Source organism: Streptomyces sp. ISL-94, assembly GCF_018614075.1.
Lineage (GTDB): Bacteria > Actinomycetota > Actinomycetes > Streptomycetales > Streptomycetaceae > Streptomyces.
The window spans coordinates 1-26,599 of sequence record NZ_JAGGOZ010000004.1; the positions used below are offsets into that span (position 1 = coordinate 1).

Annotated in this window: 22 protein-coding genes, 1 tRNA gene and 2 pseudogenes; 11 read left to right on the plus strand and 14 right to left on the minus strand. The window is 72.4% G+C overall.

Annotated features, from left to right (window positions below):
- The 4 genes and pseudogenes from J7E94_RS00925 to J7E94_RS00940 form a co-directional block, all read left to right on the plus strand.
- A pseudogene (locus J7E94_RS00925) lies at nt 1–519 on the plus strand (dTMP kinase); the annotation flags it as partial.
- Nucleotides 520–638: 119 nt separating this feature from the next.
- Nucleotides 639–1,847, plus strand: coding sequence for a DNA polymerase III subunit delta' (locus J7E94_RS00930; RefSeq protein ID WP_215011370.1), 1,209 nt, complete (start codon nt 639–641; stop codon nt 1,845–1,847).
- A 164-nt stretch (nt 1,848–2,011) separates the two neighbouring features.
- Nucleotides 2,012–3,586: an alpha/beta hydrolase gene (locus tag J7E94_RS00935; protein WP_215011372.1), complete on the plus strand. Its 1,575-nt coding sequence runs from the start codon at nt 2,012–2,014 to the stop codon at nt 3,584–3,586.
- Nucleotides 3,587–3,790: 204 nt separating this feature from the next.
- Nucleotides 3,791–3,864 (plus strand) — tRNA-Thr (locus J7E94_RS00940).
- Between the two features lie 119 nt (nt 3,865–3,983).
- Here J7E94_RS00940 and J7E94_RS00945 read toward each other — a convergent pair.
- The 8 genes from J7E94_RS00945 to J7E94_RS00980 form a co-directional block, all read right to left on the minus strand.
- Nucleotides 3,984–4,913: a DMT family transporter gene (locus tag J7E94_RS00945; protein ID WP_215011374.1), complete on the minus strand. Its 930-nt coding sequence runs from the start codon at nt 4,911–4,913 to the stop codon at nt 3,984–3,986.
- Nucleotides 4,910–5,161: a hypothetical protein gene (locus J7E94_RS00950; protein ID WP_215011376.1), complete on the minus strand. Its 252-nt coding sequence runs from the start codon at nt 5,159–5,161 to the stop codon at nt 4,910–4,912. Before J7E94_RS00950 ends, J7E94_RS00945 begins: the two co-directional genes overlap by 4 nt.
- The gene (locus J7E94_RS00955; protein ID WP_215011378.1) at nt 5,152–5,715 is read right to left on the minus strand and encodes a RimK family alpha-L-glutamate ligase; all 564 of its coding nucleotides are present in this window, start codon (nt 5,713–5,715) and stop codon (nt 5,152–5,154) included. Before J7E94_RS00955 ends, J7E94_RS00950 begins: the two co-directional genes overlap by 10 nt.
- 50 nt (nt 5,716–5,765) lie before the next feature.
- Nucleotides 5,766–6,512: an SDR family oxidoreductase gene (locus J7E94_RS00960; protein ID WP_215011380.1), complete on the minus strand. Its 747-nt coding sequence runs from the start codon at nt 6,510–6,512 to the stop codon at nt 5,766–5,768.
- A gap of 65 nt (nt 6,513–6,577) precedes the next feature.
- Nucleotides 6,578–7,636: a homoserine O-acetyltransferase gene (locus J7E94_RS00965; protein ID WP_215011382.1), complete on the minus strand. Its 1,059-nt coding sequence runs from the start codon at nt 7,634–7,636 to the stop codon at nt 6,578–6,580.
- A 116-nt stretch (nt 7,637–7,752) separates the two neighbouring features.
- Entirely contained in the window at nt 7,753–8,730 is a 978-nt protein-coding gene (gene cysK / locus J7E94_RS00970) for a cysteine synthase A (RefSeq protein WP_215011384.1), read from the minus strand.
- Nucleotides 8,731–8,915: 185 nt separating this feature from the next.
- Entirely contained in the window at nt 8,916–9,737 is an 822-nt protein-coding gene (locus tag J7E94_RS00975) for an arginase family protein (RefSeq protein ID WP_251055944.1), read from the minus strand.
- Between the two features lie 3 nt (nt 9,738–9,740).
- Nucleotides 9,741–10,523, minus strand: coding sequence for a YqcI/YcgG family protein (locus tag J7E94_RS00980; protein ID WP_215011386.1), 783 nt, complete (start codon nt 10,521–10,523; stop codon nt 9,741–9,743).
- Between the two features lie 342 nt (nt 10,524–10,865).
- Here J7E94_RS00980 and J7E94_RS00985 point away from each other — a divergent pair, with 342 nt between their 5' ends.
- Complete coding sequence (locus J7E94_RS00985; RefSeq protein ID WP_251055945.1) at nt 10,866–11,747, plus strand: UbiA family prenyltransferase; 882 nt, start codon at nt 10,866–10,868, stop codon at nt 11,745–11,747.
- A 27-nt stretch (nt 11,748–11,774) separates the two neighbouring features.
- On the opposite strand, the gene J7E94_RS34075 is transcribed toward J7E94_RS00985, so the two are convergent.
- Together J7E94_RS34075 and J7E94_RS00995 are read right to left on the minus strand one after the other, a co-directional pair.
- Nucleotides 11,775–12,491, minus strand: a complete 717-nt coding sequence (locus tag J7E94_RS34075) for a helix-turn-helix transcriptional regulator (protein WP_251055946.1) — start codon at nt 12,489–12,491, stop codon at nt 11,775–11,777.
- 263 nt (nt 12,492–12,754) lie between these two features.
- The gene (locus J7E94_RS00995) at nt 12,755–13,441 is read right to left on the minus strand and encodes a TetR/AcrR family transcriptional regulator C-terminal domain-containing protein (RefSeq protein ID WP_215011390.1); all 687 of its coding nucleotides are present in this window, start codon (nt 13,439–13,441) and stop codon (nt 12,755–12,757) included.
- A 111-nt stretch (nt 13,442–13,552) separates the two neighbouring features.
- Here J7E94_RS00995 and J7E94_RS01000 point away from each other — a divergent pair, with 111 nt between their 5' ends.
- A complete protein-coding gene (locus J7E94_RS01000) occupies nt 13,553–14,191 on the plus strand; it encodes an NADPH-dependent FMN reductase (protein ID WP_215011392.1) in 639 nt (212 codons plus the stop codon).
- Nucleotides 14,192–14,207: 16 nt separating this feature from the next.
- Entirely contained in the window at nt 14,208–15,638 is a 1,431-nt protein-coding gene (locus J7E94_RS01005) for a DHA2 family efflux MFS transporter permease subunit (RefSeq protein WP_215011394.1), read from the plus strand.
- A 231-nt stretch (nt 15,639–15,869) separates the two neighbouring features.
- On the opposite strand, the gene J7E94_RS01010 is transcribed toward J7E94_RS01005, so the two are convergent.
- The 3 genes and pseudogenes from J7E94_RS01010 to J7E94_RS01020 form a co-directional block, all read right to left on the minus strand.
- Complete coding sequence (locus J7E94_RS01010) at nt 15,870–16,946, minus strand: ThiF family adenylyltransferase (RefSeq protein WP_251055947.1); 1,077 nt, start codon at nt 16,944–16,946, stop codon at nt 15,870–15,872.
- A 917-nt stretch (nt 16,947–17,863) separates the two neighbouring features.
- Nucleotides 17,864–18,637, minus strand: a pseudogene (locus tag J7E94_RS35855) (serine/threonine-protein kinase); the annotation flags it as partial.
- 128 nt (nt 18,638–18,765) lie between these two features.
- Nucleotides 18,766–20,430, minus strand: coding sequence for a bifunctional 3'-5' exonuclease/DNA polymerase (locus J7E94_RS01020; protein ID WP_215011460.1), 1,665 nt, complete (start codon nt 20,428–20,430; stop codon nt 18,766–18,768).
- 140 nt (nt 20,431–20,570) lie between these two features.
- Between J7E94_RS01020 and J7E94_RS01025 the strand changes: the two genes are divergently transcribed.
- From J7E94_RS01025 to J7E94_RS01035, 3 genes are all read left to right on the plus strand, one after another.
- The gene (locus J7E94_RS01025) at nt 20,571–21,749 is read left to right on the plus strand and encodes a DUF2786 domain-containing protein (RefSeq protein WP_215011398.1); all 1,179 of its coding nucleotides are present in this window, start codon (nt 20,571–20,573) and stop codon (nt 21,747–21,749) included.
- A 541-nt stretch (nt 21,750–22,290) separates the two neighbouring features.
- Complete coding sequence (locus J7E94_RS01030) at nt 22,291–24,336, plus strand: FUSC family protein (RefSeq protein ID WP_215011400.1); 2,046 nt, start codon at nt 22,291–22,293, stop codon at nt 24,334–24,336.
- A 152-nt stretch (nt 24,337–24,488) separates the two neighbouring features.
- A complete protein-coding gene (locus tag J7E94_RS01035; protein ID WP_215011402.1) occupies nt 24,489–24,725 on the plus strand; it encodes a DUF397 domain-containing protein in 237 nt (78 codons plus the stop codon).
- Between the two features lie 123 nt (nt 24,726–24,848).
- Here the strand turns inward: J7E94_RS01035 and J7E94_RS01040 are convergent, their stop codons facing one another.
- Nucleotides 24,849–25,358, minus strand: a complete 510-nt coding sequence (locus tag J7E94_RS01040) for an ATP-binding protein (RefSeq protein ID WP_215011404.1) — start codon at nt 25,356–25,358, stop codon at nt 24,849–24,851.
- 341 nt (nt 25,359–25,699) lie between these two features.
- On the opposite strand from J7E94_RS01040, the gene J7E94_RS01045 reads away from it, so the two are divergent.
- Entirely contained in the window at nt 25,700–26,578 is an 879-nt protein-coding gene (locus J7E94_RS01045; protein WP_215011406.1) for a helix-turn-helix transcriptional regulator, read from the plus strand.
- Nucleotides 26,579–26,599: the final 21 nt, after the last annotated feature.

Below are 26,599 nucleotides of genomic sequence, written 5' to 3' on the forward strand. Positions count from 1 at the left end.
CCCGCCCCCGCCCCCGCCCCCAAGGTCGGCATGACGAAGGCCCCGCAGGCGGACGACGCTGTGACGGTCGAGACCCCGCTGGCCAAGCGGGTCGTGCGGCCGGACGACGTCACGCAGACCGTTCCGGTGCCCAAGGCCGACCCGGCGGCGGATGCGTCCGCCGCGGAGACCTCGGTGCTGCCGCCGGTCCGCGCTACCGACGAGACGGCCGTCCTGCCGCCCGTACGGCCGTCCGGGCCGTCTGGTGAGACCGGACCGGCCCGCTCCGCCTCGCGGCCGACGAGTCGGCGCCCCGAGGAGAACCCGGCCGACCGGGTGCCGCCGAACATCTTCCGGGACGCCGGCAACGACCGGACGCGGGAGCTCCCGGTCCTCGGCGACGACGGCCGCCCGCGCCGCCCCCGCCCGGACTGGGCCGAGGAGACCCCGCTGGACGATCTGCCGACGCTGGCGGACGAACTGCTGGGCCGCCACGAGGACGACGAGGACGAGGGCCGGGGCCCGCGCCGCCGCCGCTGACCGCGGCGGACCGGACCGGCGGGACCCGGACCGGGACAGACCGGATGGTCGCGGCCGGACCGGATTGTCAGTGGCGCCCGACACAATGGGTGCACGGAGAGTGAAAGGTGGTGGGCGGGATGCCCGTATGGGACGACCTGGTGGGACAGGAGCGGGTCCAGACGCAGCTGGCCGCCGCCGCCCGCGATGCCGACGCCCTGGTCACGGCCGTCACGGACAGGACCGCGCCGCCCGCCGCGTCCAAGATGACCCACGCCTGGCTGTTCACCGGTCCGCCCGGCTCCGGGAGGTCCACCGCCGCCCGCGCCTTCGCCGCCGCGCTGCAGTGCACCAGCCCCGACCGCGCCTTGGGCGGCGAGCCCGGCTGCGGGTTCTGCGACGGCTGCCACACCACCGTGATCGGCACGCACTCCGATGTGGAGATCGTCCGTACGGATCTGCTGTCCATCGGCGTGAAGGAGACCCGCGACCTGGTCCGCCGGGCGCAGCTCTCCCCGGCCGTGGGCCGCTGGCAGGTCATCGTCCTGGAGGACGCGGACCGGCTCACCGAGGGCGCGGGCAACGTGCTCCTGAAGGCAGTGGAGGAGCCCGCCCCCCGGACGGTGTGGCTGCTGTGCGCGCCTTCCCTGGAGGACGTGCTGCCCACGATCCGCTCCCGTTGCCGGCACCTGACGCTGCGCACCCCGCCCGTCGATGCCGTCGCCGAGGTGCTGGTCCGGCGGGACGGCATCGAGCCCGCCGTCGCCGCGGCCGCCGCCCGAGCGACCCAGGGGCACATCGGCCGGGCCCGCCGGCTCGCCACCGACGAGGCCGCCCGCTCCCGCCGGGCCACGGTGCTGAAGCTGCCGCTTCGCGTCGACGACGTGGGCGGCTGCCTCAAGGCCGCGCAGGAGCTGGTCGACGCCGCCGCCGAGGATGCCAAGCAGGTCGCCGAGGAGGTCGACACCAAGGAGACCGAGGAGCTGCGGGCCGCGCTGGGCGGAGCGGGCGCCGGCAGCCGGATGCCACGCGGCACGGCGGGCGTGATGAAGGAACTGGAGGACCGGCAGAAGCGCCGCCGCACCCGCACCCAGCGCGACAGCCTCGACTTGGCGCTGACCGACCTCACCGGCTTCTACCGCGATGTGCTGGCCCTTCAGCTCGGCTCGTCCGTGGCCATCGCCAACGAGGAGATACGGCCCGACCTGGACCGGATCGCCCGGGCCTCGGGCCCCGAGCGGACCTTGCGCCGGATCGAGGCGATCATCGCCTGCCGGGACGCCCTGGACCGCAATGTCGCCCCCCTCCTCGCGGTCGAGGCGATGACGATGTCGCTGCGCGCGGGCTGAGGCGGCAACGCCCGGTTGACCGGCTCACCCGTACGGGCGGACCCGCCGCCCGGGTCGGCACGGGCCCCGGTCCGTACCCCGCCAGGTAGCGGCCGCGGAAGGCGCGCGGCTGTCCGGTGCAGGACTGCCCGCTGGCCCCCGCCGGCAGGACGTAGGCTCCGGGGATGGACACCAGGAGCCTGCTGCGTACCACCGGGACCGTGATCGCAGCCGCCGGGCTGCTGCTCTCCGGATGCACCTCGGGCGGGTCGGGGGAGCCGCGGGCCGCCGCCTCCTCCGCTACGCCGTCGGCGCAGCCGTCCCCGGACCCGGCCGCGCTGCGCCCGTACTACGCGCAGAAGCTGAGCTGGCGCGACTGCGGTGTCCCCGGGTTCCAGTGCTCCACCATGAAGGCCCCGCTGGACTACGCGAACCCCGGCTCCGGCCAGGACGTCGACATCGCGGTGGCCCGCCGCCAGGCCACCGGCCCGGGCAAGCGGCTCGGCTCGCTGGTGGTGAACCCGGGCGGCCCGGGCGGCTCGGGCATCGGCTACCTCCAGGCGTACGCGGGCATCGGCTATCCCGCGCCCGTCCGCGCCCGGTACGACATGGTCTCTTTCGACCCGCGCGGGGTGGACCGCAGCAGTCCCGTCGAGTGCCTGACCGGCCCGGCGATGGACAAGTACACGCAGGTGGACCAGACGCCGGACGACGCGGCCGAGGAGGCCCGGCTGGTGACCGCGTTCAAGGAGTTCGCGGCCGGCTGCCAGGAGCGCTCGCAGCGGGTCCTGTCGCACGTCTCCACCGTCGAGGCGGCCCGCGACTTGGACCTGCTGCGCGGAGTGCTCGGCGACAAGAAGCTCACGTACGTCGGGGCCTCGTACGGCACCTTCCTGGGGGCGACGTACGCGGACCTCTTCCCCGACCGGGTCGGCCGGCTGGTCCTGGACGGTGCGATGGACCCCTCCCGCTCGGCGCTCGACCTGAACCGGGACCAGACGGCGGGCTTCGAGACGGCCTTGACCTCCTTCGCGAAGGACTGCGCGAAGCAGTCCGACTGCCCGCTCGGCAAGGGCGGCCCGGAGGCGGTGGGGGCGCGCCTGAAGGAGTTCTTCCGCAAGGCCGACGCCCAGCCCGTGCCCACGGGCGAGCGGGACCGCCCGCTGGGCGAGGCCCTCGCGACGACCGGGGTGATCGCCGCGCTGTACGACGAGAGCGCCTGGCCGCAGCTGCGCGAGGCGCTCACCGCGGCCATGAACGGTGACGGGGCGCCCCTGCTGGCCCTCGCCGACAGCTACTACGAGCGCGAGCCGGACGGCAAGTACGCCAACCTGATGTACGCGAACGCGGCCGTCAACTGCCTGGACCAGCCGCCGGCCTTCGACGGCCCGGAGGCGGTGCGGACGGCGCTGCCCTCCTTCGAGAAGGCCTCCCCGGTCTTCGGCGCGGGACTGGCCTGGGCCTCGCTGAACTGCACGTACTGGCCGGTGAAGGCGACGGGCACGGCGAAGCCCCTGCCCGCCAAGGGCGCCCCGCCGATCGTGGTGGTCGGCACGACACGCGACCCCGCGACCCCGTACAAGTGGGCCCAGGCCCTGGCCGGCCAGCTCGAGTCGGGCACCCTCCTGACGTACGAGGGCGACGGCCACACCGCGTACGGCCGGGGCAGCGACTGCATCGACACCGCGATCAACCGGTACCTGCTGGAGGGCAAGGCCCCGGAGAACGGCAAGAAGTGCCGCGGGGCCTCCAAGCCGTAGCAGCGCGCGCAGGCCACGCATCCCCTCGGGGGCGCCCAAGAAGGCAGAACCACCGACATGCCGGATATACCACACCCGCCCCCATATCCGACCGATTGTCCGGCTCTGCGGAATGCGGTTCGAGGCACCCGTTCGCAGCCTGTAGACTTGGCGCCGCTGCTGATGAGCACGCCTCTCCGGGGGAATACTTGTCGGATCAGCGGTGCCGCCTTAGCTCAGTTGGCCAGAGCAACGCACTCGTAATGCGTAGGTCTCGGGTTCGAATCCCGAAGGCGGCTCTGTAGAACCCCCAGGACTCACTCGCCGTGACCTGGGGGTTTTGCTATGACTGGGGCTGAACAGGGGCGGGGGAGCAGACGGCGCCGTCCGCCGGTGTCCTCCCCCGCTCTGCTCCGGCTCAGGATGTTCGGGCCCGCTGGGTGACCACGATGCAGGTGAGCACGATGGCGGCGGTGAGCGGGACGGCCGGGGTGATCTGTTCGCCGAGCAGGAGCACCGCCCACACCAGCGTCAGCAGCGGCTGCGCCAGCTGGAGCTGGCTCGCCCTCGCCACGCCGATGAGGCCCATGCCCTTGTACCAGACGACGAATCCGCCGAACTGCGAGATGCCGGCGATGTAGGCCATGCCGAGCACGGCCTTCGCGGTGAGGTGCACGGGCTCGTGCGGGAGCGCCCACAGGGCCACGGCGAGGTTGACGGGGGCGGCGAGGACCACGCCCCAGGCGATGACGCGCCAGCCCGGCATGCGTGCGGAGAGCCGTCCGCCGTGGGCGTAGCCTGCCGCGCAGACCAGCAGGGCGCCGAAGAGGAAGAGGTCCGCGACGGTCGGCCGGCCGTGGTTCTGCGACAGCGTGAACACGAGGACGGTCGCCGCTCCGAGGCCGGCCGCGGCCCAGAAGACCTTCGAGGGGCTGCGCCGGGTGAGGACCGCAGAGAACACCGCCGTGGCCATCGGCAGCGCACCGATCACGACCGCCGAGTTCGCGGTGGACGAGGTCTGCAGGGCGAGTGTGGTGAGCAGCGGGAAGCCGACCGCGCAGCCGCCGGCGACGACGGCCAGTGCGGGCCAGTCCCCGCGCGTCGGCAGCGGCGCCCGGGTGATGAGGAGCGCGGCGACCGCGATGACGGCGGCCAGTACGCCGCGCACTCCGATGGCGCTCCACGGCCCGAATCCGTCGAGCGCCCACACCGTTCCCGGGAAGCTGAAGGAGAAACTGAGCACTCCGAGTGCGGCGTAGAGGGTGCCGCTCGAGGCCGCCGGTGTCTTCGGTGTTGTCGGTGTTGTCGGTGTGGTGAGGGGGGCGAGGGAACCCTGCTGTGCCGTCATGACTGTCCGTTCTTCTTCTGGGAGATTTCTTCCAGCCGTACGGAGATGGCCTGCGCGAATCGTGTGGCGGAGGGTTCCGAGAACGGCATGCTGAACGACGGTTCGCAGAGCTCCAGTTCGAGCACCAAGGGCCCTACGTCGCCAAGCTGCTCGATCAAGGCTGCCACGTCATCCTGCAGCCCTACCTGGACTCGGTCGATCACGACGGCGAGACCGACCTCATCCACTTCGACGGCGTCTACAGCCACGCCATCCGCAAGCGCGCACTGCTCCTGGCGGACGGCAGGGTCGACGAGCCGACGCAGGAGGCCCGCACGGCGCGGGCCGCCTCGGTCTCCGATGACCGGGAAAAGCGCTGCACGTCCCGGGAGTAGGCGCCGACGGTCGGCTTCACCACGATCTCCCGGGCCAGGTCGTGCCGGGCGAGAAACGTGCGCAGGGCTGCCGCCGGGTCCGCGCCGGGGGCCACGAAGCCGCTCGGCACGACCGGCACGCCGGCCGCGGCCAGGTCGGCCAGGTAGTGCTTGTCGAGATTCCACCGCACCACCGGAAGCGGGTTGAACAGGTACGTCACATCGGTGACGTACTCGCACCATTCCAGGAACTGCGGAAGACACTCCACATAGCTCCACGGAGACCGCAGCAGGACGGCGTCGAAACGATCCCATTCGATGTCGGGATCCAGCCAGGAACATATCTCGGCCCTGATGCCGGCTGCTTGGCAGGCGTCGAGCAGCAACGGCATGTCGTAATCAATGGCAAGGCTGGTCTCGTCGGTGACCAGAGCAAGATGGTTGCCCATCGGGTGACTCCAATAGGGGAAGGACGGGAGGAACTCCCGTTCCGAGGTGGCTACCAGGGGACGGTTTCTCCGCTGTGGGTGTAGGTGCCGGTCGGGCCGTCGTCGCCGAGGAGGGCCATCGCGACGCTGGTCCTGGCTCCGTCCGTGACGTCGAGATCGCCCGCGCCGTCGTTCATTCCGGTCCTGGTGTAGCCCGGGTGCACGGCATTCACCTTGATCGGTGTCTCGCGCAGTTCGTAGGCCAGGTGGACGGTCCAGGAATTGACCGCGCTCTTGGAGGCGCTGTAGGCGGGAAGCGATTTGAACATGGGGCTGTACGCATACGACTCCGGGTCGCTGTGCGTGGTCAGCGAGCCGAGCAGGCTGGACACATTGACGATGCGTCCGGCCGTGGACCTGCCGAGCAGTGGGAGGAGGGCCGTGGTCACCTCGACGACGCCGAACAGATTGGTGTCGAAGGTCTGACGCCACTGCTGCATCGGCTGCTCGGACGGCTGCTTTCCGTACTCCTCGATCCGGATGCCGGCGTTGTTGACCAGGATGTCGAGGCGGCCGTGGCTGCTGTCGATCTCCGCGGCGGCGGCCCGGATGCTCTCCGGGTCCGTGACGTCGAGTACGAGGGGGTCGGCGGCGAGGCCGTCGGCCCGCAGCTTGTCCGCGGCTGCGGTGACCGCTTCGCCGTCGCGGCCCGCGAGCAGCGCGTGGACGCCGGCGGAGGCGAGCTGACGAGCGGTCTCGAAGCCGATGCCCCGGTTGGCGCCGGTGACGAGGGCGAGTCTGGAGAAGGGGTCCGGCATACGGTCCTCCAAGGCAGGCAAAGGGAGAGCAGGAAGGGGAACGGCGGCACCGTCCGGTCACAGCACTAGAGACCGGCCAGGAATTTCGCCACGGGCGCCCCGAAGCGGGCGGTGTCGATCAGGAAGGCGTCATGCCCCTCCGGCGAATCCATGGCCAGGAATTCGACGTCCGTACCGCCGGCGGCAAGGCCGTCGGCGATCTGCTGCTGCTGCCGCAGCGGGAAGAGGATGTCGGTTTCCACCCCGATGACCAGGGCCTTCTCCAGGTGGATACGGGAGAGGGCCTCGTCGGTGGTGCCACCGCAGGACTCGCCGAGGTCGAACCGGTCCACGCAGCGGCTGAGGCAGAGATAGCTGTTGGGATCGAATCGGCGCGCGAAGTGCCAGGCGTGACGCTCCAGATAGCTCTCCACCTGGAATTCATGGCCGTACGGGTCGTCGTCCACGCGGTCCTCCGGCGCGATGCGCGCACGGCCGAACCGGCTGTCCCATTCCTGGGCCGACCGATAGGTCATCATGCCGAGCTTGCGCGCGGTGAACATGCCGCGTTGCGGGTAGTTCCCGTCGTCGTACCGGCCCTGGTTCCAGTGCGGGTCGCACCGGATCGCCTCACGCTGCAGGGAGCGGACCGCTATCGAGAACGGCAGCGCGTGCGCCGCGCCGCAGATGTTGATGTGGCCGTGGGCCAGGCCGGGGTGGCGGGCCAGCAGGGACAGCGCGCTCATGCCGCCCATGGAGGTGCCGATCACACAGGTCAGCTGGTCGATGCCCAGCGCGCGCACCGTGTGGGCCGCGGCGTCGGCGATGTCCTCCATCGACAGGTCCGGGAAGCCGGGACCGTAGGGCTCGCCGGTGTGGGGGTCGACCGAGGCGGGGCCGGTCGATCCCTTGCAACTGCCCAGCGAGTTCAGGCAGATCACGTACCAGCGATCGGTGTCGACGGGCTTTCCGGGTCCCACCATCGCTTCCCACCAGCCGGGGTCGGTGTCCGCAGGGTGGGAGGCGGCATGGGCGTCGGGTGAGAGACCGGTGAGGATCAGGACCGCGTTGTCGCGCTCCGGGGCCAGCCGTCCGACGGTCTCGTACGCGATGCGCGCCCCGGTCAGTGTTCCGCCCCGTCGCATCGCGAATTCTGCGGGCAGGTCGACGAAACGGGCCGCGGGGGGGGATGAATTCCCTCATGTGTCTGGTTCCTGCCAGGTGTGGGTGTATCGCGAGGCGAGGGAGCCGTCTGCCGGGGTCAGGCCCCGCCGTCACCGGTCTCCAGGGAGGCGAGCCACTCGTCGTCCGAGCCCTCGACCACCCCTTCCATGAGGAACGTGGAGAGATAGCGCTCGCCGGTGTCCGGGAGCATGGCGAGGAGCACCGAGCCCGCCGGCGCGGTCTCGGCGACGCGCAGCGCGGTCGCCAGGGTGGCGCCGGCCGAGATGCCGGTGAAGATGCCTTCCTCGGCGGCGAGCCTGCGCGCGGTGTCGCGCCCTTCCACCTCGTCGACGGTCACCAGCTGGTCGATGACGCTCGGGTCGAGCACGCCCGGCACGAAGTTCGGGGCCCAGCCCTGGATCCGGTGGACGTTCCACTCCTGCCCGGCGAGCACGGCGGCGTTGTCCGGCTCGGCGGCGACGATCCGCACCCCGGGGCGGGCCGCCTTCAGCATCTGTCCGACGCCGGTGAGGGTGCCGCTGGTGCCGAAGCCGGTGACGAAGTAGTCGAGCCGCTTGCCCGCGAAGTCGCCGAGGATCTCCGAGGCGGTGGTCTCGCGGTGGTACGCGGGGTTGGCCGGGTTGTCGAACTGGTTGGCCCGGAACCAGCCGTGCTTCTCGGCGAGTTCGTCCGCGATGGCGTTGCCGTCGCTGCTGCCCAGGTGGCCCGGGAAGAGGAGCACCTTGCCGCCGTAGGCCCGGATCAGCTTGCGCCGTTCCGCCGAGTACGTGTCGCCCATGACCGCCACGAACTGGTAGCCGCGGGCCGCGGCCACCATCGCCAGGGCGATCCCGACGTTCCCGGAGGTGCACTCGACGATGGTGTCGCCGGGCTTGAGCAGTCCCTTCGCCTCGGCGTCGAGGACGACGGAGAGCGCGAGGCGGTCCTTCACCGAGCCGCCGGGGTTGAACGACTCCACCTTCACGTAGACCGAGGTGTGGGCGGGGGCCATGCGGTGCAGCTTGACGATCGGGGTGCGGCCGATGGTGTCGAGGATGCTGTCGTAGAGGGGCATCGGAAAGTACTCCAGGCAGGTGGAGCCAGCGGCGCTGGCCGTGGGGATCGGTTCGGTGGAGGCCGGTTCGGTGGAGGCCGGTTCGGCGGGGGCCGGCGGGGCCGGAGGATCCGGCCGTCGGCCGCGCCCGGCGTGTGCGTTCACGGGGCGGGCGTCCGCTCGGTGCCGTGAACGGCAAGGTCACATCACCAGGCGGCCGGGGTGCTCTCGAAGACGGGGGCGACCATGTCGAGGATCGTTTCGACCGCCTGCCGGCTGAGCTCGTCGTCCAAGGGGGCGTTGAACTCGGCCAGTTCGACGCCGCGGAGCTGCGCCGGCGGAATCGCGTCGAAGATCGCCCGGATCTGCTCGGGGAACAGGCCGTCCGGCACCGTGTAGTCGGCCGGCACATGACCCGGTTCGAGCACGTCCCAGTCGATGTGCACCCACACCGGGGAGTCGCCGATGGCGGCCAGGATGTTCTCGGCCGTCGTCTCCGACGGGGGGATGACCCGGACGCCGTGCTTCGCGATCAGCTCGCCCTCGGCCTCGTCGATGTCGCGCGATCCGACCAGAATCGCCTGTCCGGGGCGGAGGCCGGCGCCGTGGCCGCTGTCCCAGAGCCCGCATGCGCCGGCGAGGACCATCCCGCCCAGATACCCGGTGCCGGTCGTCTCCGGCGTGTTGAAGTCGCCGTGGCCGTCGATGTAGAGCACCACGGCATCCGGGTGCTCCCGGGCCACGACCGGCAGAGTGCCGAGGCTCGCCGAACAGGTGTTGGAGATCAAGACCGTCCGGTTGCCGTTCCCGATGCTCTCGGTGACGGCCCGGCGCAGCCCGGAAAGCGTCTCCCCGGCCTGCGGAAGGCTGACGGTCCAGTCGTCGTCGGCGGGCGGCGCGGGCTCTCCGATGAAGCGGCCGGTGAGTCCGTAGCGGCTCTCCAGGGCCCGCGCGATGCGGGCGGCGCCCTCGATCATCCGGGGTTCCCGGTCGGCCACTCGTCCCTGGGACACGATGAGCTCGATCATTGGTCAGGATTTCCTGTTCGTTTCAATGGCTGTCTGGGGCTGGAAAGGGCAGAGACCGTTTCGCTCGGTGTTCTCGTCGATAAGCCCGTACTGGAACCATTCGAGTGCTCCGCCTCCGTAGGAGCCCAGCTGCGGTGAGTGCTGCATTCCGTCATAACGGCGTATTCGCTTGCGGATGTTCGCGCGGACCTTCCGGCCGCTCGGCGTATCGCCGGCGAACACGTCGAACCGTTCCCGCGGATTGATGACAAGGGTGAAATACTTGCCGAGATTCCTGCTGCGGCGGTTCCGGTGCGCGGGATTGCTCATGTTGCAGAACAACGGCATTCCGTTGAAGCACATGGACCAGGTCTCGGAATCCGGGTCCTGCCCGACGTCGTCCGGCCAGGGTGCGGGATCGAGACGATGCAGTTCCTGCAGCACCTGCCAGCCGAAGGAGTGGTATTCACCGACGGTGCGCGCGGTCACGGCTTCCGCCGAGAACATCACGACCAGCGGGTAAGCGGTGTCCAGCTGGCCGTCCCATGTCCTGGACAAGTCGACGTATTCGGTGAGGGCTTCAGCCAGGTGCCGCATGCCGGCGCTTCCGGCGCTCTCCACGAAGACGAACTTCAGGAGCTGCTTCCGGTACGCGTTCCGGGAGAAGACGCACGGGAAGTCCGGATCGGCGAGACGTGATGCGATCTCTTCGAAGACGGCTCGGTGCCATCCCACTCCTCCTTCGAGGACGTGCGCCTGGGAGATCAGCGTCGTGGTCTGCTGCGACCTTTCCACCTGAGCATCCATTTCTACGGGTCCCTGCCGTTTCGAATGAGGGGGGTGAGAGGTAGGTGCTTCTCTCCCGGTCCGGTCCGCGTGCTGCGGAAATTTTCGGAATCGGAGGCTCCGGAACCGGCGCCATTCGTACCCCCGCCGTGGCGTCCGGATTCGTTTCACCGGGCCGCGGCCTCACCCATCCTGAACCATAAATTCCGGTCGCCACAACGCATTGCCACCAAGGGCTCAGCCGGGTGTACACCTTGTACGGGTTGTATGGCGGTGAACCCGAGGCCATTCCTAGGCTCCGACCGTGATCAATTCCGCTGGCTACCTGAGCGCCCCCGATTCGGCTCGCGCGCTGGATCTCCGATGGCGTACCGCCGTAACTGCGGCGCGCCTGTGCTGGGCAGAGGCGCGCCCGTCGGTACAGCTGGTGTTCCTGTTGCGCTTCGCGGTGGGGGCGGTGTCCGCCGGCCAGCTGCCGCAGGCTTCGGGGCGGACCATGGTCGGCCTGGCGTCCTGGTGGTGCGCCGTGGCCTGTGCGTACCTGCTCAACGGCGTGACGGACGTCCGCGAGGACCGGGCGAACGGCTCCCGGCGTCCGATCGCCCGGGGCGACCCCCGGTCCGCACCGCCACGGCCGTCACGGTCCTGCTGGCTGTCGCCGCGCTGGTGCTCGGAGGGCTGGCAGGGAACGGGGTCCTCGGGTGGGTGGCGGGCTTTCTGCTGCTCGGCTGGGCGTACTCGTGCGCTCCGGTGCGGGCGAAGGATTCGAGCGTGGCCTGCGCGGTGGTGGTGTTCGGCCTGGGCGCGACCTCGTACGCGGCCGGGGTCGCGGCAGCCGGGTCCGGGTGGAGCGCGACGGGCGCGGTGTTCGGCTGCGTGATGGCGGCCTGGATGGCTCTGGTCGGCTCCCTGGTCAAGGACCTGGGGGACGCCGGCGGGGACGCGGCCGGGGGGCGGCGTACCGTCGCGGTCGTCCGCGGGGTGGCGGCTGCGCGGGCCCTGGCCATGGCGGGTGCCGTGCTGGTCGGGGCGGCCGGGACGGTGGCGGCTGCCCTGTGGGCCCCGCTCGCTCTCGTGGGGGCAGTGCCGGTGGCGGCCGGGGCGGTGTGGGTTGTCGCCCGGGTGATGCGCGACGCGCGGCGGGAGAGGGCCGACCGGCAGCAACGCCGCGGGGCCTACCGGGCGTTCATGGTCACGCAGTACAGCGCCAACCTGCTCATGCTGGCCGCGCTCGCCGCCGGGTGAGCCGCGACGGGGCGAATCGTGGCAATGTCAACCCTGCCCGGGGAAGGCCTTGTTGAGTGCCTGCACCCGGGAGCTGGCCCCGAGCTTGCGGTACGCGTTGTGCAGATGGCGCTTGACGGTCGCCTCGCTGATCTCGAACCGGCGGCCTATCAGACGGTTCGTCAGCCCCGAACGCACGGCCTCCAGGATCTGCCGCTCCCGCAGCGTCAGCAGGTCGAGGGCCTGCGCGTCCGCAGCATCCGCGGCGTTGGCGCCACCCGCAGGCGCCCCGGGATCCCCTTCCTGCACCTTGGGGGTGGGTGGCCGCTGCGCCTCCTCGTACCCCCGGATCCCCTGGTACAGGCGGCTCCCGGCAGCAGCCCGGAAGGCGGTGCTCACCGTCTGCGCCGCCGCGTGCCGCTCATCGGCCGGCACCCGCTCGACGGCTTCGGCGACCGCGGCCTGCATGGCCTGCCAGAGGACCTCCGCCGCCCGCACGGACTCGGACACCGGGACCTGCTGGACGACGCGGTGGGCCCCGAGCAGCCGCGAGTACTCCCCGGCCCCCGGGAGTTCCGAGTGCCGGCCGGCCTCCAGTGCCTGCGCGCACTCGGCCACGATGTTCTGCGCCTGATGGCGGCACTGCCGCCAGATGTCCTCGCGGGACACCAGCAAACTGCCGAGTCGTCCCAGCGACGACCGGTAGGCCTCGATGATCTCAGGTGTGGCAGCACGGAGCTGCTGAGCAGCCGCCTGATGACCCATGGGTGTCTCCCCTCCGGCCACGAAGGGTCGCAGCCGCCGGTCCCGGGCGACACTCTCCGTGTCATTGCGTGGGCAAGCTAGCATCCGATCGGTACCCCCGAAAGGGAAGATCCAATTGGTGGGATTGGCGGTCGCGCCGCGTAGTTGTCGCTGGCTGCAGCCATCACTCCGCTTGGCCCGGTCGCCCGGGGTGAGGGGGAGACCACCCCGTCCGTCCGCGGCTGGGGCAGCCGTTGCCCGCCGGCGTGGCCGTGCCCCACCCTTCACGCGGCTCGGTAGGCGCGTAGGAAGGTCGCGACGCCGCTCGTGATCAAGTGGTCGGTCCGCTCCTGCGGCAGGGGCCGGACGCCGTAGTAGGAGAGCTGCGTGATCGAGTGCGAGGTCAGCGCCGTGAAGTGGGCGCCGGCCAGGGCAGGGTCGCCGTGGGTGTCGATCAGGCCGGCCGCGGCGAGGCCCGTCATGGTGTCGGCGAACGCGCGGCCGACCGGCTCCGGGCCGGCGCTCTTCCAGGCCTCCAGTACCTCCGCCGGTACGTGGTCGACCTCCGCCTGGATGTGGCGGACGAGCGCGAAGTGGTCCCGGTAGTCGGCCATGAGGGCGACGAACGCGCGGGCCAAGGCGACGAGGTCGCGTTCCAGGTCGTCCGGGTGGGGCGGGCGATCGGGGGGCAGGAGGGCCTGGATCCGGGAGATCTGGGCGTCCTTCACCTCGTTCGAGGTCCATGTGACGACGGTGCGGAAGAGCTCTGCCTTGCCGCCCGGGAAGTGGTTGTAGAGCGTGCGCGTCGAGATGCCGGCCGCGGCGGCGAGCGCGTCGACCGAGGCGCGCGTGTAGCCCTCGCGGCCGAAGATCCCGCAGGCGGCGCGGATCATGGCGATCTGCTTCTCCAGCTTGCGGGGCGGGACCTCGCGCTGCGCCGCGTCCATCCAGGCCTCGTTGCTGCTGCCCACTCTCGGCTCCTCAAGAAGTACAACGACCGTTGTGTTTTTTACAACGTGCGTTGTAGTTTACCGGAGGGGAGGCCGCATCGGGTGGCCGACCCGCTCGATGAGGGGATCGCCATGTCTGCCGCCGCCACCGAAGCCGAATCCGTGTTCACCGCTGCTCGCGAGGATGTGCCGCTGCGCGTCGCCGTCGTCATCGGCAGCGTCCGCGAGGGGCGTGCGGGCCGTGCCGTCACCGAGTGGTTCCTCGGTATCGCCGAGCGGCACGGCGGGCTGGAGCTGGACGTCATCGACCTCGCGGACGTTGCGCTGCCGCTGGTCATGCCGGGGTGGGGCGGTACGCCGAGCCCGGAGGCCGCCGCCGCGCTGGCCGACGTCACGCCGCGGCTGGCCGCGGCCGACGCCTACGTGGTCGTCACGCCCGAGTACAACCACAGCTTCCCGGCCGCCCTGAAGAACCTCATCGACTGGCACCACGTGCAGTGGCGTGCCAAGCCCGCAGGCTTCGTCTCGTACGGCGGGCTCAGCGGGGGTCTGCGCGCGGTCGAGCAGCTGCGGCTGGTCTTCGCCGAGCTGCACGCCGTGACGATGCGCGACGCCGTCAGCCTGCACGGTCCGTGGTCGGGGCTCGGGGAGGACGGCGTGCCGCGCGATACGGCCGTGTCCGAGAGCGCGGCCAAGGGGATGCTCGGCCAGCTGGTCTGGTGGGGGCGGGCGCTGCGGGCGGCCCGCGCGACCCAGCCGTACGAGGGCTGAGGGGAGGCGGGGGGACATGACAACGACCAAGAACGGCGGGGCCGCTGTCGGGACACCGGCACAGGAACCGTCCCGCGACGCGGCCGCGGTGTTCAACCGGACCGTCATCGTCGTGATCATCGGCTCCGTGATGTCGGTGCTCGACATGACGATCGTCAACGTCGCGCTGCGCACCCTCGCGGAGGGGTTCCACGCGCCGCTGGAGACGATCCAGTGGGCCGCCACCGCCTACACGCTCGCGCTCGCCGCCGTCATTCCCACCGCCGCGTGGGCGATGGGGCGGATCGGCGCCAAGCGGACGTACCTGACCGCCCTCGTCCTGTTCACCCTCGGCTCGGTGCTCGCCGCGGCGGCGTGGGACGCGGGCAGCCTGATCGCCTTCCGCGTGGTGCAGGGGCTGGGCGGCGGGCTGCTCATGCCGGTCGGCATGACGATGGTGATGCGCGCCGCGGACCGCGCGCGGCTCGGGCGGGCGATGGCGCTGAGCGGGCTGCCCGTCATCATCGGGCCGGTGATCGGGCCGGCGCTCGGGGGCTGGCTGGTCGACACCGTGTCCTGGCGCTGGATCTTCCTCGTCAACCTGCCCATGGGGGCGGTGGCGCTGGCGCTCGGCGCGAAGCTGCTGCGGCCCGATGCGCCGCGTACGGCAGTCGGTGGGGTGGCTCCGCGGCTGGACGTGCCGGGTCTGCTGATGCTCTCTCCGGGGCTGGCGCTGCTGCTGTTCGGGCTGGCGCGGGGCGGGGAGGACGGTGACTTCACCGCGGCCGGGGCGTTCGTGCCCGCGGTGGCCGGAGCTGTGCTCGTGGCCGGGTTCGTACGGCGGGCGCTGACGGCCCGTGAACCGCTGCTGGACCTGCGGATGCTGAGCGACCGTACCTTCGCCGCCGGGATCGGCACCCTCGCGCTGTTCTCCTGCGGCTACTTCGGGTCGATGCTGCTCGCGCCGATGTACTGGCAGCAGGTACACGGCATGGGCGCGCAGACGGCGGGACTGCTCGGCGCTCCGGTGGGGCTCGCGGCCGGCACGGCGATGCAGCTCGCGGCTCGGCGCGTCGACCGGGTGGCGCCGCGGCGCCTGGTCTCGGCCGGGATCGCGGTGGGGGCGCTGGGGATGGCGCTGTCGGCGTTCCACGCCGGGGTCCAGGACGTGGCGGCCTGGCGGGTCGTCGGCTCGGCGATGCTGATCGGGGTCGGTGCGGGGATGGTCCTGATGCCGACGATGACGACGGCGAGCCGAGGCCTGCCGAACGACCGCATGGCGGCGGCGAGCACGGCGCTGAGCATCAACGCACAGGTCTGGGCCTCGGTGGGGACGGCGCTCATCTCCGTACTCCTCGGCTCGGCCGGCGCGGACCCGGCGGGCTTCCGCCTCGCGTACGCGGCCGCGGCGGCCCTCCTCGCCCTGGCCCTGCTCCCCGCGACCCTCCTCCCGAGCCGCCGCCCCTGAATACCGCGGGCCCCGGTCGCTGGGGTGGGGGTGCGGGCTAGGTTGGAGGGGTGGGGGCTTGGCTCCCCTGTGCTTGCCGGGCGGCGCCCCGCGCACAAGGGGCCGCGGCGCGCAGGAATGCACATGTGGACTGCGGACTGTGGACCAGGGCGGTCGGGTTCGCGCAGGTCCAAGGTTTCCACATCTACTTCCACGACCTCGGCTGACCACGTCCCGTACAGCGGCCCGGCGTTACTCCCTCAGCCGGATCCAGTAGAGGAAGCCGGCGCTCAGCAGGAGCAGTGCGGCGGTCAGCGGCCACAGGCCGAGCAGCACCGGGCCACTCGCGACCAGTGCCGCGAATCCGTACAGCGCGACGGCCGAGCCCAGCAGGGCCTGGAGCGCGACCGGAGTCCTGGCCGCCCGCACGATGAGTAGCAGCAGGACGGCGCAGGCCGGGTACAGCCACGGGTAGGCCCGGCCGGGGCCCTGGAACAGCACGATGTCGCGGACCTCTTGGAATTCGGGCCAGGCCCTCTCCCGTACGGCCAGTTCGTGCGGGGACCGCCAGTGCACCGACAGCTCCGCCGCCTTCTGGAACGGGAGGGTCCAGTGCGTCAGGAGGAGGATCCGCTCGTGGCTGCCCGTCGGGTGCATCAGGGCCAGCGCGATCTTCGCGGCGGCAGCGGTCAGGTGGTGGATGTCGGTCAACAGGCCCGGTACGGCGTACGTCCGGCCCGTTCCGTAGTCCGTACGCGGCTGGTGGCCCAGCTCGCCCAGGGATTCGCGGACCCCGCCGGTGGCGCAGGCCCAGCAGGGGGAGCCGGGGGTGGTGAACACGACCTCGCCGCCCGCCGCGCCCTCGTACAGCCCGACGAAGAGGGCCGGGCGGCCGACGAAGTACGCGAGGTGGTTGAGGCGCTGCTGGGCGTGGTTGTCGTCGGTCGCGGCGATCACCAACTGGGCGTCGGAGATCCGCTGGTGCCAGGTGTGGTTGTCCAGCGCGGCGACCTCGCGCTTGACGACGGTGACCTTCAGCCGCCGGTTCACCCGCTTCAGGCGGCGGGCGGTGGCCTTGGCCTTGTTCCGGCCGATGTCGCGGGTGTCGAACATCGAACGCCCCAGGTTGGCCGGCTCCACACGGTCGGGGTCGACCAGCGTGATCCTGCCGACGCCCGAGCGGACGAGGACCTCGGCCAGGTAGCTGCCGACCGAGCCGACCCCCACGAGCAGGACGTGGCTGTCGGCGAGGGCGGGCGACAACAGTCCCCCGGTACGGGCGAACAGTCCCGCGCGGGCCGCGCTGGTCCGGCCGATCCCCACCCGCATGGTGAGCCGGCGGATCCGCCCGGGGGGCCGTTCGGCGGGACGGGCCGCGGCGTCCGGGGAGATCGGCGAGGTCCCGGGACCGGGCGGCGGCTCGGGTACGGGCGCCGACGCGCGCGGGTCGGGCAGCGGGACAGGAGAGGCCGGAGACGCCGGAGACGCCGGAGAGCGACGGCGGAGGGGGCGGGTCGGGCCGGCCGGCCGGGAGTCCGTCCTGGCGTACCGGACCGGCGGCGAAGGGCTCTCCGGTCCCCCTCACCGGCTCGGCGAAGGCCGCGCCCGGCGGCCCCGCTCCCGCCCCCGCACCCCCGCCCGCGTTCCGCAGCGCCTCCCGGAGCCGTTCCCGCTCCGGCACCCGGTGGTCCCAGGGCAACTCGGCGACCAGCAGCTCCGGATGGCGCCCGCCGGCCCCGGCCTCCTCCAGCAGCAGCGGCGCGGTCAGCGGGAAGTCGGGCGTGGCGAAGAGGTACCGCCGCGTCCCGGACCGGTTCCGCGGCAGCGGGACCCGTACGCCGGCCACCCCGCCGGTCGGCCGCCTTGGAGGGCTGCCCGGCCCGGGCGAGGGCCTGGGCGAGGTGCAGGACGACGAGCCAGCCGCTGCGGTGGTCGGAGGGAAGCACGCCGGACGCGTAGTCGAGGACCTCGCCGAGCCGTCTGACCCGCTCGGCGGGGTCGGACTCCTTCTCCAGCACGGCGTTGCACCGGGCTTCGACCTCGGCCGCCGGGTCGGCCGGGGGCCCGGGCGGCGGGGGAGGGGGCGGCGGGGCGTGCGGGGTGGCGACCACGGTGGGCGGCGGGGTGGGCGGCGGGGTGGCCGCCGCGCTCAGGGCGCGGAACAGCGCGGCCATCTCCCGTGCGTCGGCCGGGCGGTGGCCGGGGTTCTTGGCGAGCAGCCGGGTCACCAGGACGTCCACGGCGGGCTGCACCTCCGGGCGCAGCTCGCGTACGGAGGGCACCACGGCGTGGCAGTGCTGCTTGGCCAGGGCGCCGTAGTCGCCGTGGGATACGTAGGGCTGGCGGCCGGTGAGCATCTCGAACAGGACACAGCCGACGGAGTAGAGGTCGGTGGCGGGGGTGACGGGCTCCAGGAGGAACCGCTCGGGGGCCATGTACTCGGGTGTGCCGAGGAGTTGGCCGGTGGCGGTCACGCCGGCGGCGTATCCGAGCTCGCCGACGGCGGTGTAGGAGCGGGCGATGCCGAAGTCGAGCAGGATCAGCCGGTCGGCGGGCTCCCGGACCATGACGTTGCCCGGTTTGACGTCGCGGTGGACGAGGTTGCGGGCGTGTACGGGGACCAGTGCGTCGCAGAGCTGGGCGGCCCAGGCCAGGGCGTGGGCCGCGGGCAGCCGGTGCCCCTTGGGGACGGCGGCGCGCAGGGTGCGGCCCTCGATGAACTGGGTGATCAGGTAGAGGTGCCAGGATCCGGCTATCTCGGTCTCGTCCACATCGTGGATGCGGACGACGTGCGGATCGTCGATGGCCGCGAGGTTCCTGGCCTCGCGCAGGAAGCGGCGGGCCGCATGGGTGCCGCGGTCCGCGACGCGGAGGAACTTGGCGACGACGGTGCGGTCCAGCCGCAGGTCGCGGGCCTTCCAGACTTCTGCCATGCCTCCCGGGAAGTGCTCAAGTAACTCGTACCGGTCCAGTACAAGGCGCCCCAAAGGCGCGGGGTTCGCCCCCCGCATACCCGGCATGGCTCAAGGGTGGCACTTGCGTGTTCATCGGTTGACCGTATTCGTGAAAGATTCCGGCGGGTCTGTCGCGTCGGGACGCTGAAGGGGATCGCGCTCGCCCCGCGCCGGTAAGGGTCCCCTGGCGGCCGTCATTTCGCGTCGGCGTAGCACTGCACGACCGCCGTCGTGAAGGGGAACCGGACCGGGCTGTCGCCGAAGGCGATCCGGCCGGCCCGCTCGGCGGCGGCGCGGATCGCCTCGGCGACGGCCTCGGCTTCCTCGGCGGGGCAGTGCACGATCACCTCGTCGTGCTGGAAGAACACCAGCTCGGCCCGCATCGGGGCGGTCGCCTGCCGCAGGGCCGCGAGCAGCAGCAGGGTCCAGTCGGCGGCGCTGCCCTGGACGACGAAGTTGCGGGTGAAGCGGCCGCGGGCCCGGGTGTTGGTCGAGGCGTAGCCCGGGGTCCAGCCGTCCTCCCGGTCCTGCGGGATCCCGGCCTCGCCCGCGTCTGGGTCCTTGTCGGCGGAGCCGGATCCGGCCGGGGGCGGGCAGGTGCGGCCCAGCCAGGTCCGTACGAGCCGGCCCTCCTCGCCGGCCCGGGCCGCGTCGTCCACGTAGGCCACGGCCCGGGGGAAGCGGCGGCGCAGCGCGGCGAGGTTCTTGAGGCCGTCCCCGGAGGTCTGTCCGTAGACGGCGCCGAGGACGGCGAGTTTGGCCTTGTCGCGGTCGCCGGAGAAGCCGTGGCGGGAGACGGCGGTGTAGAGGTCCTCGGGGCGGCCGGCCACCTCCATGAAGGCCGGGTCGCGGGAGATCGCCGCGAGCACGCGGGGCTCCATCTGGTCGGCGTCGGCGACGACGAGCCGCCAGCCGGGGTCGGCGACGACGGCCCGGCGGATGACCTTGGGGATCTGGAGGGCCCCGCCCCCGTTGGTGACCCAGCGGCCGGTGAGGGTGCCGCCGGGGATGAACTCCGGGCGGAAGCGGCCGTCGTGGACCCAGTCCGCGAGCCAGCTCCAGCCGTGGGCGGTGTAGATCCGGTACAGCTTCTTGTACTCGATCAGCGGCTCGACGGCGGGGTGGTCCAGCTCCTGGATCGCCCAGCGGCGGGTGGACTTGAGCTTGATCCCGGCCTCGGCGAAGGCCTTGATGACGTCGGCGGGCAGGTCGGGGCGTACGCGTCTGCCGAAGGCGGCGGAGACCCGGTCGGCCAGTTCGGCGAGACGGCGGGGCTCGCCGCCGCCGGCGTAGCGCTCGCCGAGCAGCTCGGTGAGGAGGGCTCGGTGTACGTCGGCCCGCCAGGGCAGGCCCGCGCGGTTCATCTCGGCGGCCACGAGGAAGGCGGCGGACTCGGCGGCGATGAGCAGCCGCATCCGGTCGGGGTGGGCGGTGGCGTCGATGCGCCTCGCCTGGTCGGCGTGGACGGCGAGCAGGGCGTCGAGGGGGAGGGGGGCCGGGCGGGGGTCGAACAGGGAGTCCTGTGCGCCGCGCTCGGCGGCGCGCTGCGGGGGGTCGGGCGGGACCGGTGCGTTGGTGAGCCGGGCCCAGGCGGCCGCCGCGGAGCGGGGCTCCCCGAAGCGGCCCTCGTGGCCGAGCAGGAGGAGCTCGGCGGCCTCGATGTCGTGGCACCGCTCGACGCGGGCGCCCGCGGCGAGCAGGCCGGGGTACACCGCGGCGGTGGACGGCCAGACCCAGCGGGTGCCGGCGGGCGCGGCGCGGAGGGCGTCGGCGGGGTCGCGCACGGTGATGCGGGGGCCGGTGCGGGGGTCCAGGGGCGCGGCGTGCCACTGTCCGTCCCGGTCGCCGTCCTCGGCCATGGCCCACCGGCCCGCGGTTTCGCTCACGCTTGCGAGTGTCCCACCAGGGTCTGACAGTCCGGCGGCGCCGGGCCGTGGGCCGTCTGTGGCGGCGCTGGGTGCCGGTATTCGGTGGTGAGGGGACATGCCAAGCTGAGGGGGTGAGAGACCTTGCCGAGACCGTCGACCGAGCCTTCGCCGCAGCGCTGTACGCCCAGGACGACACCGGGCTGGACACCGGCGCCTCGGTGCTCGTCGCGGAGCCGGAGCGGTGGGCCGGGGTCGGGCGGGAGCTGCTGGTGCGCGGGGAGGCGTACGTCCGGCAGGCCTGGGAGCGGGGCTGGCGGCCGGCCGACGTGCTCCGGCTGGTGCGGCGGGACCTGGAGGAGCGGCACCTGCGGATCACCGGCGACCTGATCGCCGCCGAGGCGCGCCGCTACGCCCGGCTTCCCGAGCGGTGGACCGACACCGAGGTGTGGTGGACGGGCGACGACACCTATGCCGAGCAGCTCGCGGGGCGGGAGAGGGCGGACCGGTTCACGCTCGCCACCGCCGTCCTGGAGGTGTTCCGGCTGCTGCTCCGGCTGCCCTCCATCGAACCGGTGGGTCCGGTTCCCGGGGATCCGGCCGCCGATGCACTGGAGCACGCGCACATCGAGCCGCGGATGCTCGGCCGCATCCGGGCCCTGCTCGCCAAGGCCGAGGCGACCACCTTCCCGGAGGAGGCGGAGGCGCTCAGCGCCAAGGCGCAGGAGCTGATGGCCCGGCACACCGTGGACGAGGCCCTGCTCGCGGCGAGCGGCAAGGGGCCGGCCCAGGTCCCGGCGGCGTGCCGGATCGGCGTCGAGCCGCCGTACGAGGAGGCCAAGGCGGTACTGCTCGACGCGGTGGCCACGGCCAACCGCTGCCGGGCGGTGTGGAACAGCGGCTTCGAGTTCTCCACGGTCGTGGGGTTCGAGAGCGACCTGGAGGCCGTGGAGCTCCTCTATACGTCGCTGCTCGTGCAGGGGACGGCCGCCATGACGCGCGCCGAGGCGGCCCAGCGGTCCGGGGGGCGCAAGCGGACGAAGGCCTTCAGGCAGTCCTTCCTGCTTGCCTACGCCAGCCGGCTCGGGCAGCGGCTCGCCGAGACCGCCGAGCACGCGGCGAGCGAAGCTCCGGACAACCTGCCGGCCCTGGTGGCCCGGGAGGTGGCGGTCACCTCCCGGGCGGAGGAGATGTTCCCGCAGACCACGACGACCCGGCTGCGCGGGGCGACCGACCTCGCGGGCTGGGAGCACGGCACGGCTGCCGCCGACGCCGCGCATGTAGGCCGCCGCAGCAAGCCGCTCCCCCGGTAACGGGGGCCCTGCCCCGCGCCCCGCGCCTCAATCGCCGGCGGGGCTGACATGCGGGGCCCCGCCCCGGCCCCCGGACCCCGGACCCCGGATCCGGGTACGGGTACGGGTACGGCGCCGCTGCTGGGGCGCTGCCCCGCGCCCCGCGCCTCAATCGCCGGCGAGGCTGGAAGTTGCCGGCGTAGGCCTGGATCCCGGCTCGGGTGCGGCGCCGCTGCTGAGGCTCCGCCCCAGACCCCGCGCCTCAATCGCCGGCGAGGCTGGGAGTTGCCGGCGGAAGCCTGGACGTGTGCGCAGTGGTGCTGCTGCCCTGCTGCCCTGCTGCCCTGCTGCCCTGCTGCCCTGCTGCTCGTTGCGGGCTGGGTTGCCCGCAGGGCAATTCCAGCCCCGCCGGCGTTTGAGGCGCGGGGGTCCGGGGGCCGGCCCCCGGCAGCGGCGCCGCACCCGAATGCCGTGGGGCTCCGCACAGCGGGAACGGCCGCGGGAGAGGTGGCGTCGGGGGTCGAAGCGGGCGGATCGGGGTGAAACGGTTACGCTCGGCGGCATGGGCTGGTTTCGGGCGCTGAAGGGCACCGCCCGCTCGGGCATGGCGGTCGAGCGGACCCGGCTCGAACCCCTCGTCGCCCTGCGGGCGGCGGCAGGGCTCGCCATCGTCATCGGCGCCGGACTCGCCTTCCTCGGCCCCGGCTCCGCGGCCAGCTCGGCCTTCGGTGCCTTCATGGCCGCCATCGCCACCTTCCAGAAGAGCTGGCGCCCGCGCCCCGGCCTCGCCCTCGCCTCCGGCCTGACGCTCGCCGTCTCCACCTTCGTCGGCTACCTCGTCGGGTCCTCGCACACCACGCTCTTCCTCGCGCTGCTCGCCCTCTGGACCTTCCTGGCGAGCCTCCTGTGGGCGGCCGGCCCCACCGCCGGGATCATCGCCTCCGGCAACGTCGCGATCATGCTGGTCACCGTCACCCTGCCCAGCTCCGTGCCGCAGGCCGCCGGGCACGCCGCGATGATCGCCGCCGGCGGGGTGGTCCAGGCGCTGCTCATCGCGCTCTTCCCCGTCCGCCGCTGGGGCGCCCAGCGCGACGCCCTCGCCGACGCGCTCGCCGCCGAGGGCGACTACGCCCGCCGGCTGCGCCAGGATCCGGTCGCCTCCTTCGACCCGGAGCCCCTGATGCGCGCGCGGGCGGCCGCCACGGTCACGCCCCGGCAGGCCCGGCGGCGCCCCGCCGAGCTGCACGGGGCGCGGGGGCTCGCGGAGCGGATCCGGCCGGTGCTGGCCTCGCTCGCCGATCCGGCGGTCGGAGCCCCCGCCGAGGGCCCGGGGCGGGACCGTGTGCGCGAACTGCTCGCCGCGGCCGCCTCGGTCCTGGACGCCGCCGCGCATGCGATCCGGCACGGCGATCCGGTACGCCTTCCCGCGCCGGCCCTGGCGGTCCTCAAGTCCCCCGACACGGCGGACCTCCTCACCGGCGCACCCCTGCGGGCCGCGCGCCGGCTCGCCGCCCTGCTGGACGACGTACTGGAGACGGCCGAACCACGATCCGGGCGCACGGCCGATCCGGGGGAGTCGATGCTGCGGCCCACGATGCCCGGCCTGGCGCCGATCGTCCTGAAGGCGGTACGGGCCGAACTGCACCCCGGGTCCCCGATCCTGCGCCACGCCCTGCGCGTGACGGCCGTGGCCTGCGTGGGCTACCTGATCGGCCACGCGCTGCCGTTCGGGCACGCCTACTGGGCCCCGATGGCATCCGTGATGGTCATGCGGCCCGACTTCTCCCAGACCTACTCGCGCGCCGTGGCCCGCTTCGGCGGCACCCTCGTCGGTGTCGCCGTCGCCACCGGCATCGTGCAGCTGGCGCAGCCCGGCATGTACCTGTCCGGCTTCCTCGCCGTCGTCAGTGCGGGCCTGATGTACGTGCTGATGCGCACCGGGTACGCCGTCGCGCAGGTCTTCGTCTCCGCGTACGTCGTCTTCCTGCTCGGCATGGGCGGGGTCCGCTGGGACCAGACCGTGCCCGACCGCGTCGCCCTCACCCTGGTCGGCGGGCTGCTGGCGATGGTCGCCTACGCCCTCTACCCGGCCTGGGAGACCCCGCGGCTGCGGACCCGCCTCGCCGACTGGATCGCCGCCGACGGGCGGTACGCGGCCGCCGTCGTCAGCCAGTACGCCGACCCGGCCGGGGCCCGGCGCGCCGATGTCCGCGAGGCCCTGCTCGCCGCCCGCGACGCCCGCGTGGCCTGGCAGGAGGCGGTCGCCCGGGCCGCCGGCGAGCCGGTGCGCCACCGCGGGCTCTCCCACACGGCCGCCGACGACGCGGGGGACGCCCTTGCCGCGCTGGGCCGGGGCGCCATGCTGCTGGAGGCCCACCTCCCGGACCGCGCCCACGACCCGGTCCCGGGCGCGGCCGCCCTTGCCGAGGCGCTGCGCACCGCCACCGAGGCGGGCGCGAAGGCGGTGCGGGAGCGCCGGGTCCCGTGCTGGGACGGGGTCCGGGCCGTGCTGGCGGACTGGGACGCCCCCGCGGCGGGGGTATTGCGCGGGGCCGCCGAGCAGCTCCTGGGCTCGCTGGACGAAGTGTCGGACGCCCTTCGCCCGTGAGGGTGATCCGCAACCGAAGCCCGGCCGGCCTTCGTCAGGGCCTGTGTGTGATCGCGGGAACACCCCGCGTGCACGTGCATCTGCCCATGCATGGGCCAATGAACACAGCTATGATCCGGTGCAGTTGACATCTGCACTATCGGGGGCTTCCTGTGGACCACGCGTACAACGGGATGGCAGCTGCAGAACTCGACGGAGTGACCTGGCAGAAGAGCAGGCACAGCAACTCACAGGGATCCTGTGTGGAGTTCGCGAAACTGCCCGGCGGCGACGTCGCCATGCGCAACTCGCGCTTTCCGGACGGACCGGCGCTCGTGTACACGCCGGCCGAGATAGAGGCCCTGCTCCTGGGCGTGAAGGACGGCGAGTTCGATCACCTGATCGGCTGAGGGAACGGCGCACTCATCAAGCCATGCACGTGCAGCGGCCGGGAATGATCGCAACGATCAATCCCGGCCGATTGTCGTACGGATCCCACCCGCACGGCTGAAAGCCGTCCAGGCGGGCCCTGTTCAGTCCTGGAGCAGGAACAGCGCCCAGACCACCTTGCCGGTCAGTCGCCCGGCGAGCGGGTGCCAGCCCCAGCTGTCGCTGTACGAGTCCACCAGGAACAGCCCCCGCCCCGACTCCAGGTCGACGTTCTCGTCCGTACGCTCCGGTGAGAAGGCACCGCCCGGCCGGTCCTCGCTGGGGTCGCGCACCGCGCACACCAGCCGGGTGCTCCACCGCATCAGGTGCAGCCGTACCGGCGGCTCCGCCTCGGCGGCCGCGCGCCGCGAGTCCTCCGGCAGGGCATGGCGGAGCGCATTGGTGACGAGCTCGGAGACGACCAGCGACACGTCGTCGAAGCGGTCGTCGAGACCCCACTGCGACAGCGTGGAACGGGTGAACGTACGGGCGCCGCGCACCGCCTCGAAGCGGGCGGGCAGAGCGCAGGAAGCGGACCCGGAGACAGCCGTGGGGTCGACCGGGGGCAGCCCCTGCCGTAACGGCTCGAGCATGGTCGATCCATTCGTCCCCATGCGAGGCACTCCCGGGATTCGCGGACGGAGCGGTCATCTCCGTCCAGAAAGAACTGCGGGGTGGGTCCGTGCGCCGGCGCGAACAGCACGCAGGTGCGCGGGGACCATCGTTCCGAATGGTGGAGCCGGATGCAAGGGCAGATGCACGTGCACGCGCCGGACCTGTCCGCTCCCGTGATGGTTCTTGCTCATTTCTTCCTACGCATCCTTACGGACTTCTTTTCCGGGACGCCGAATTCCGTTACAGAACGAGTACGGGCAGATGCGTTTTGGTGGCAGACTGCGGCCCCTGGGGTACGGGGGCCCCGCACGCACGCGCACACCACGCGCACGCCAATGCGATGGGGAGGGCAGTACTAGTGACCGCAGAAGCAAGCGGTTCTGTGGTGCGCCGCATCCTCCTGGGCTCCCAGCTCAGGCGACTCCGAGAATCCCGCGGCATCACCCGTGAGGCGGCCGGCTACTCGATCCGCGCATCCGAATCGAAGATCAGCCGCTTGGAGTTGGGAAGGGTGAGCTTCAAGGCCAGAGACGTCGAGGACCTCCTCACGCTCTACGGAGTCACGGACAGCGCGGAGCGCGAGTCCCTGCTGGGCCTGGTCCGCGAGGCCAACGCGACCGGCTGGTGGCACAGTTACGGCGACGTGCTGCCCGGATGGTTCCAGACCTACATCGGCCTGGAGGGCGCCGCCTCGCTCATCCGCATCTACGAAGTCCAGTTCGTGCACGGCCTGTTGCAGACCGAGGCCTACGCCCACGCCGTCGTCAGCCGCGGCATGCCCGGCGCCACCTCCGCCGAGATCGACCGCCGCGTCGCGCTGCGTCTGGAGCGCCAGAAGGTCCTCGTCTCCGAGAACCCCCCGGTCTTCCACGCCGTCCTCGACGAGGCCGCGCTGCGCCGCCCGTACGGCGACCGGGACGTCATGCGCGGCCAGCTGGAGCACCTCATCGAGGTCTCCCAGCGGCCCAACGTCCAGCTCCAGGTGATGCCGTTCTCCTTCGGCGGCCACGCGGGCGAGAGCGGAGCCTTCACCCTGCTGCGCTTCCCCGAGTCCGACCTCCAGGACATCGTCTATCTGGAACAGCTCACCAGTGCCCTCTACCTGGACAAGGGCGAGGAAGTGGGGCAGTACGAGCGGGCGATGCGGCGACTTCAGGCCGACTGCCCCGACCCCGACCGGACCAGGGATCTTCTCCGTGGCCTGCTCCAACTGTCTTGATCCGCACGTACTATGACGTCT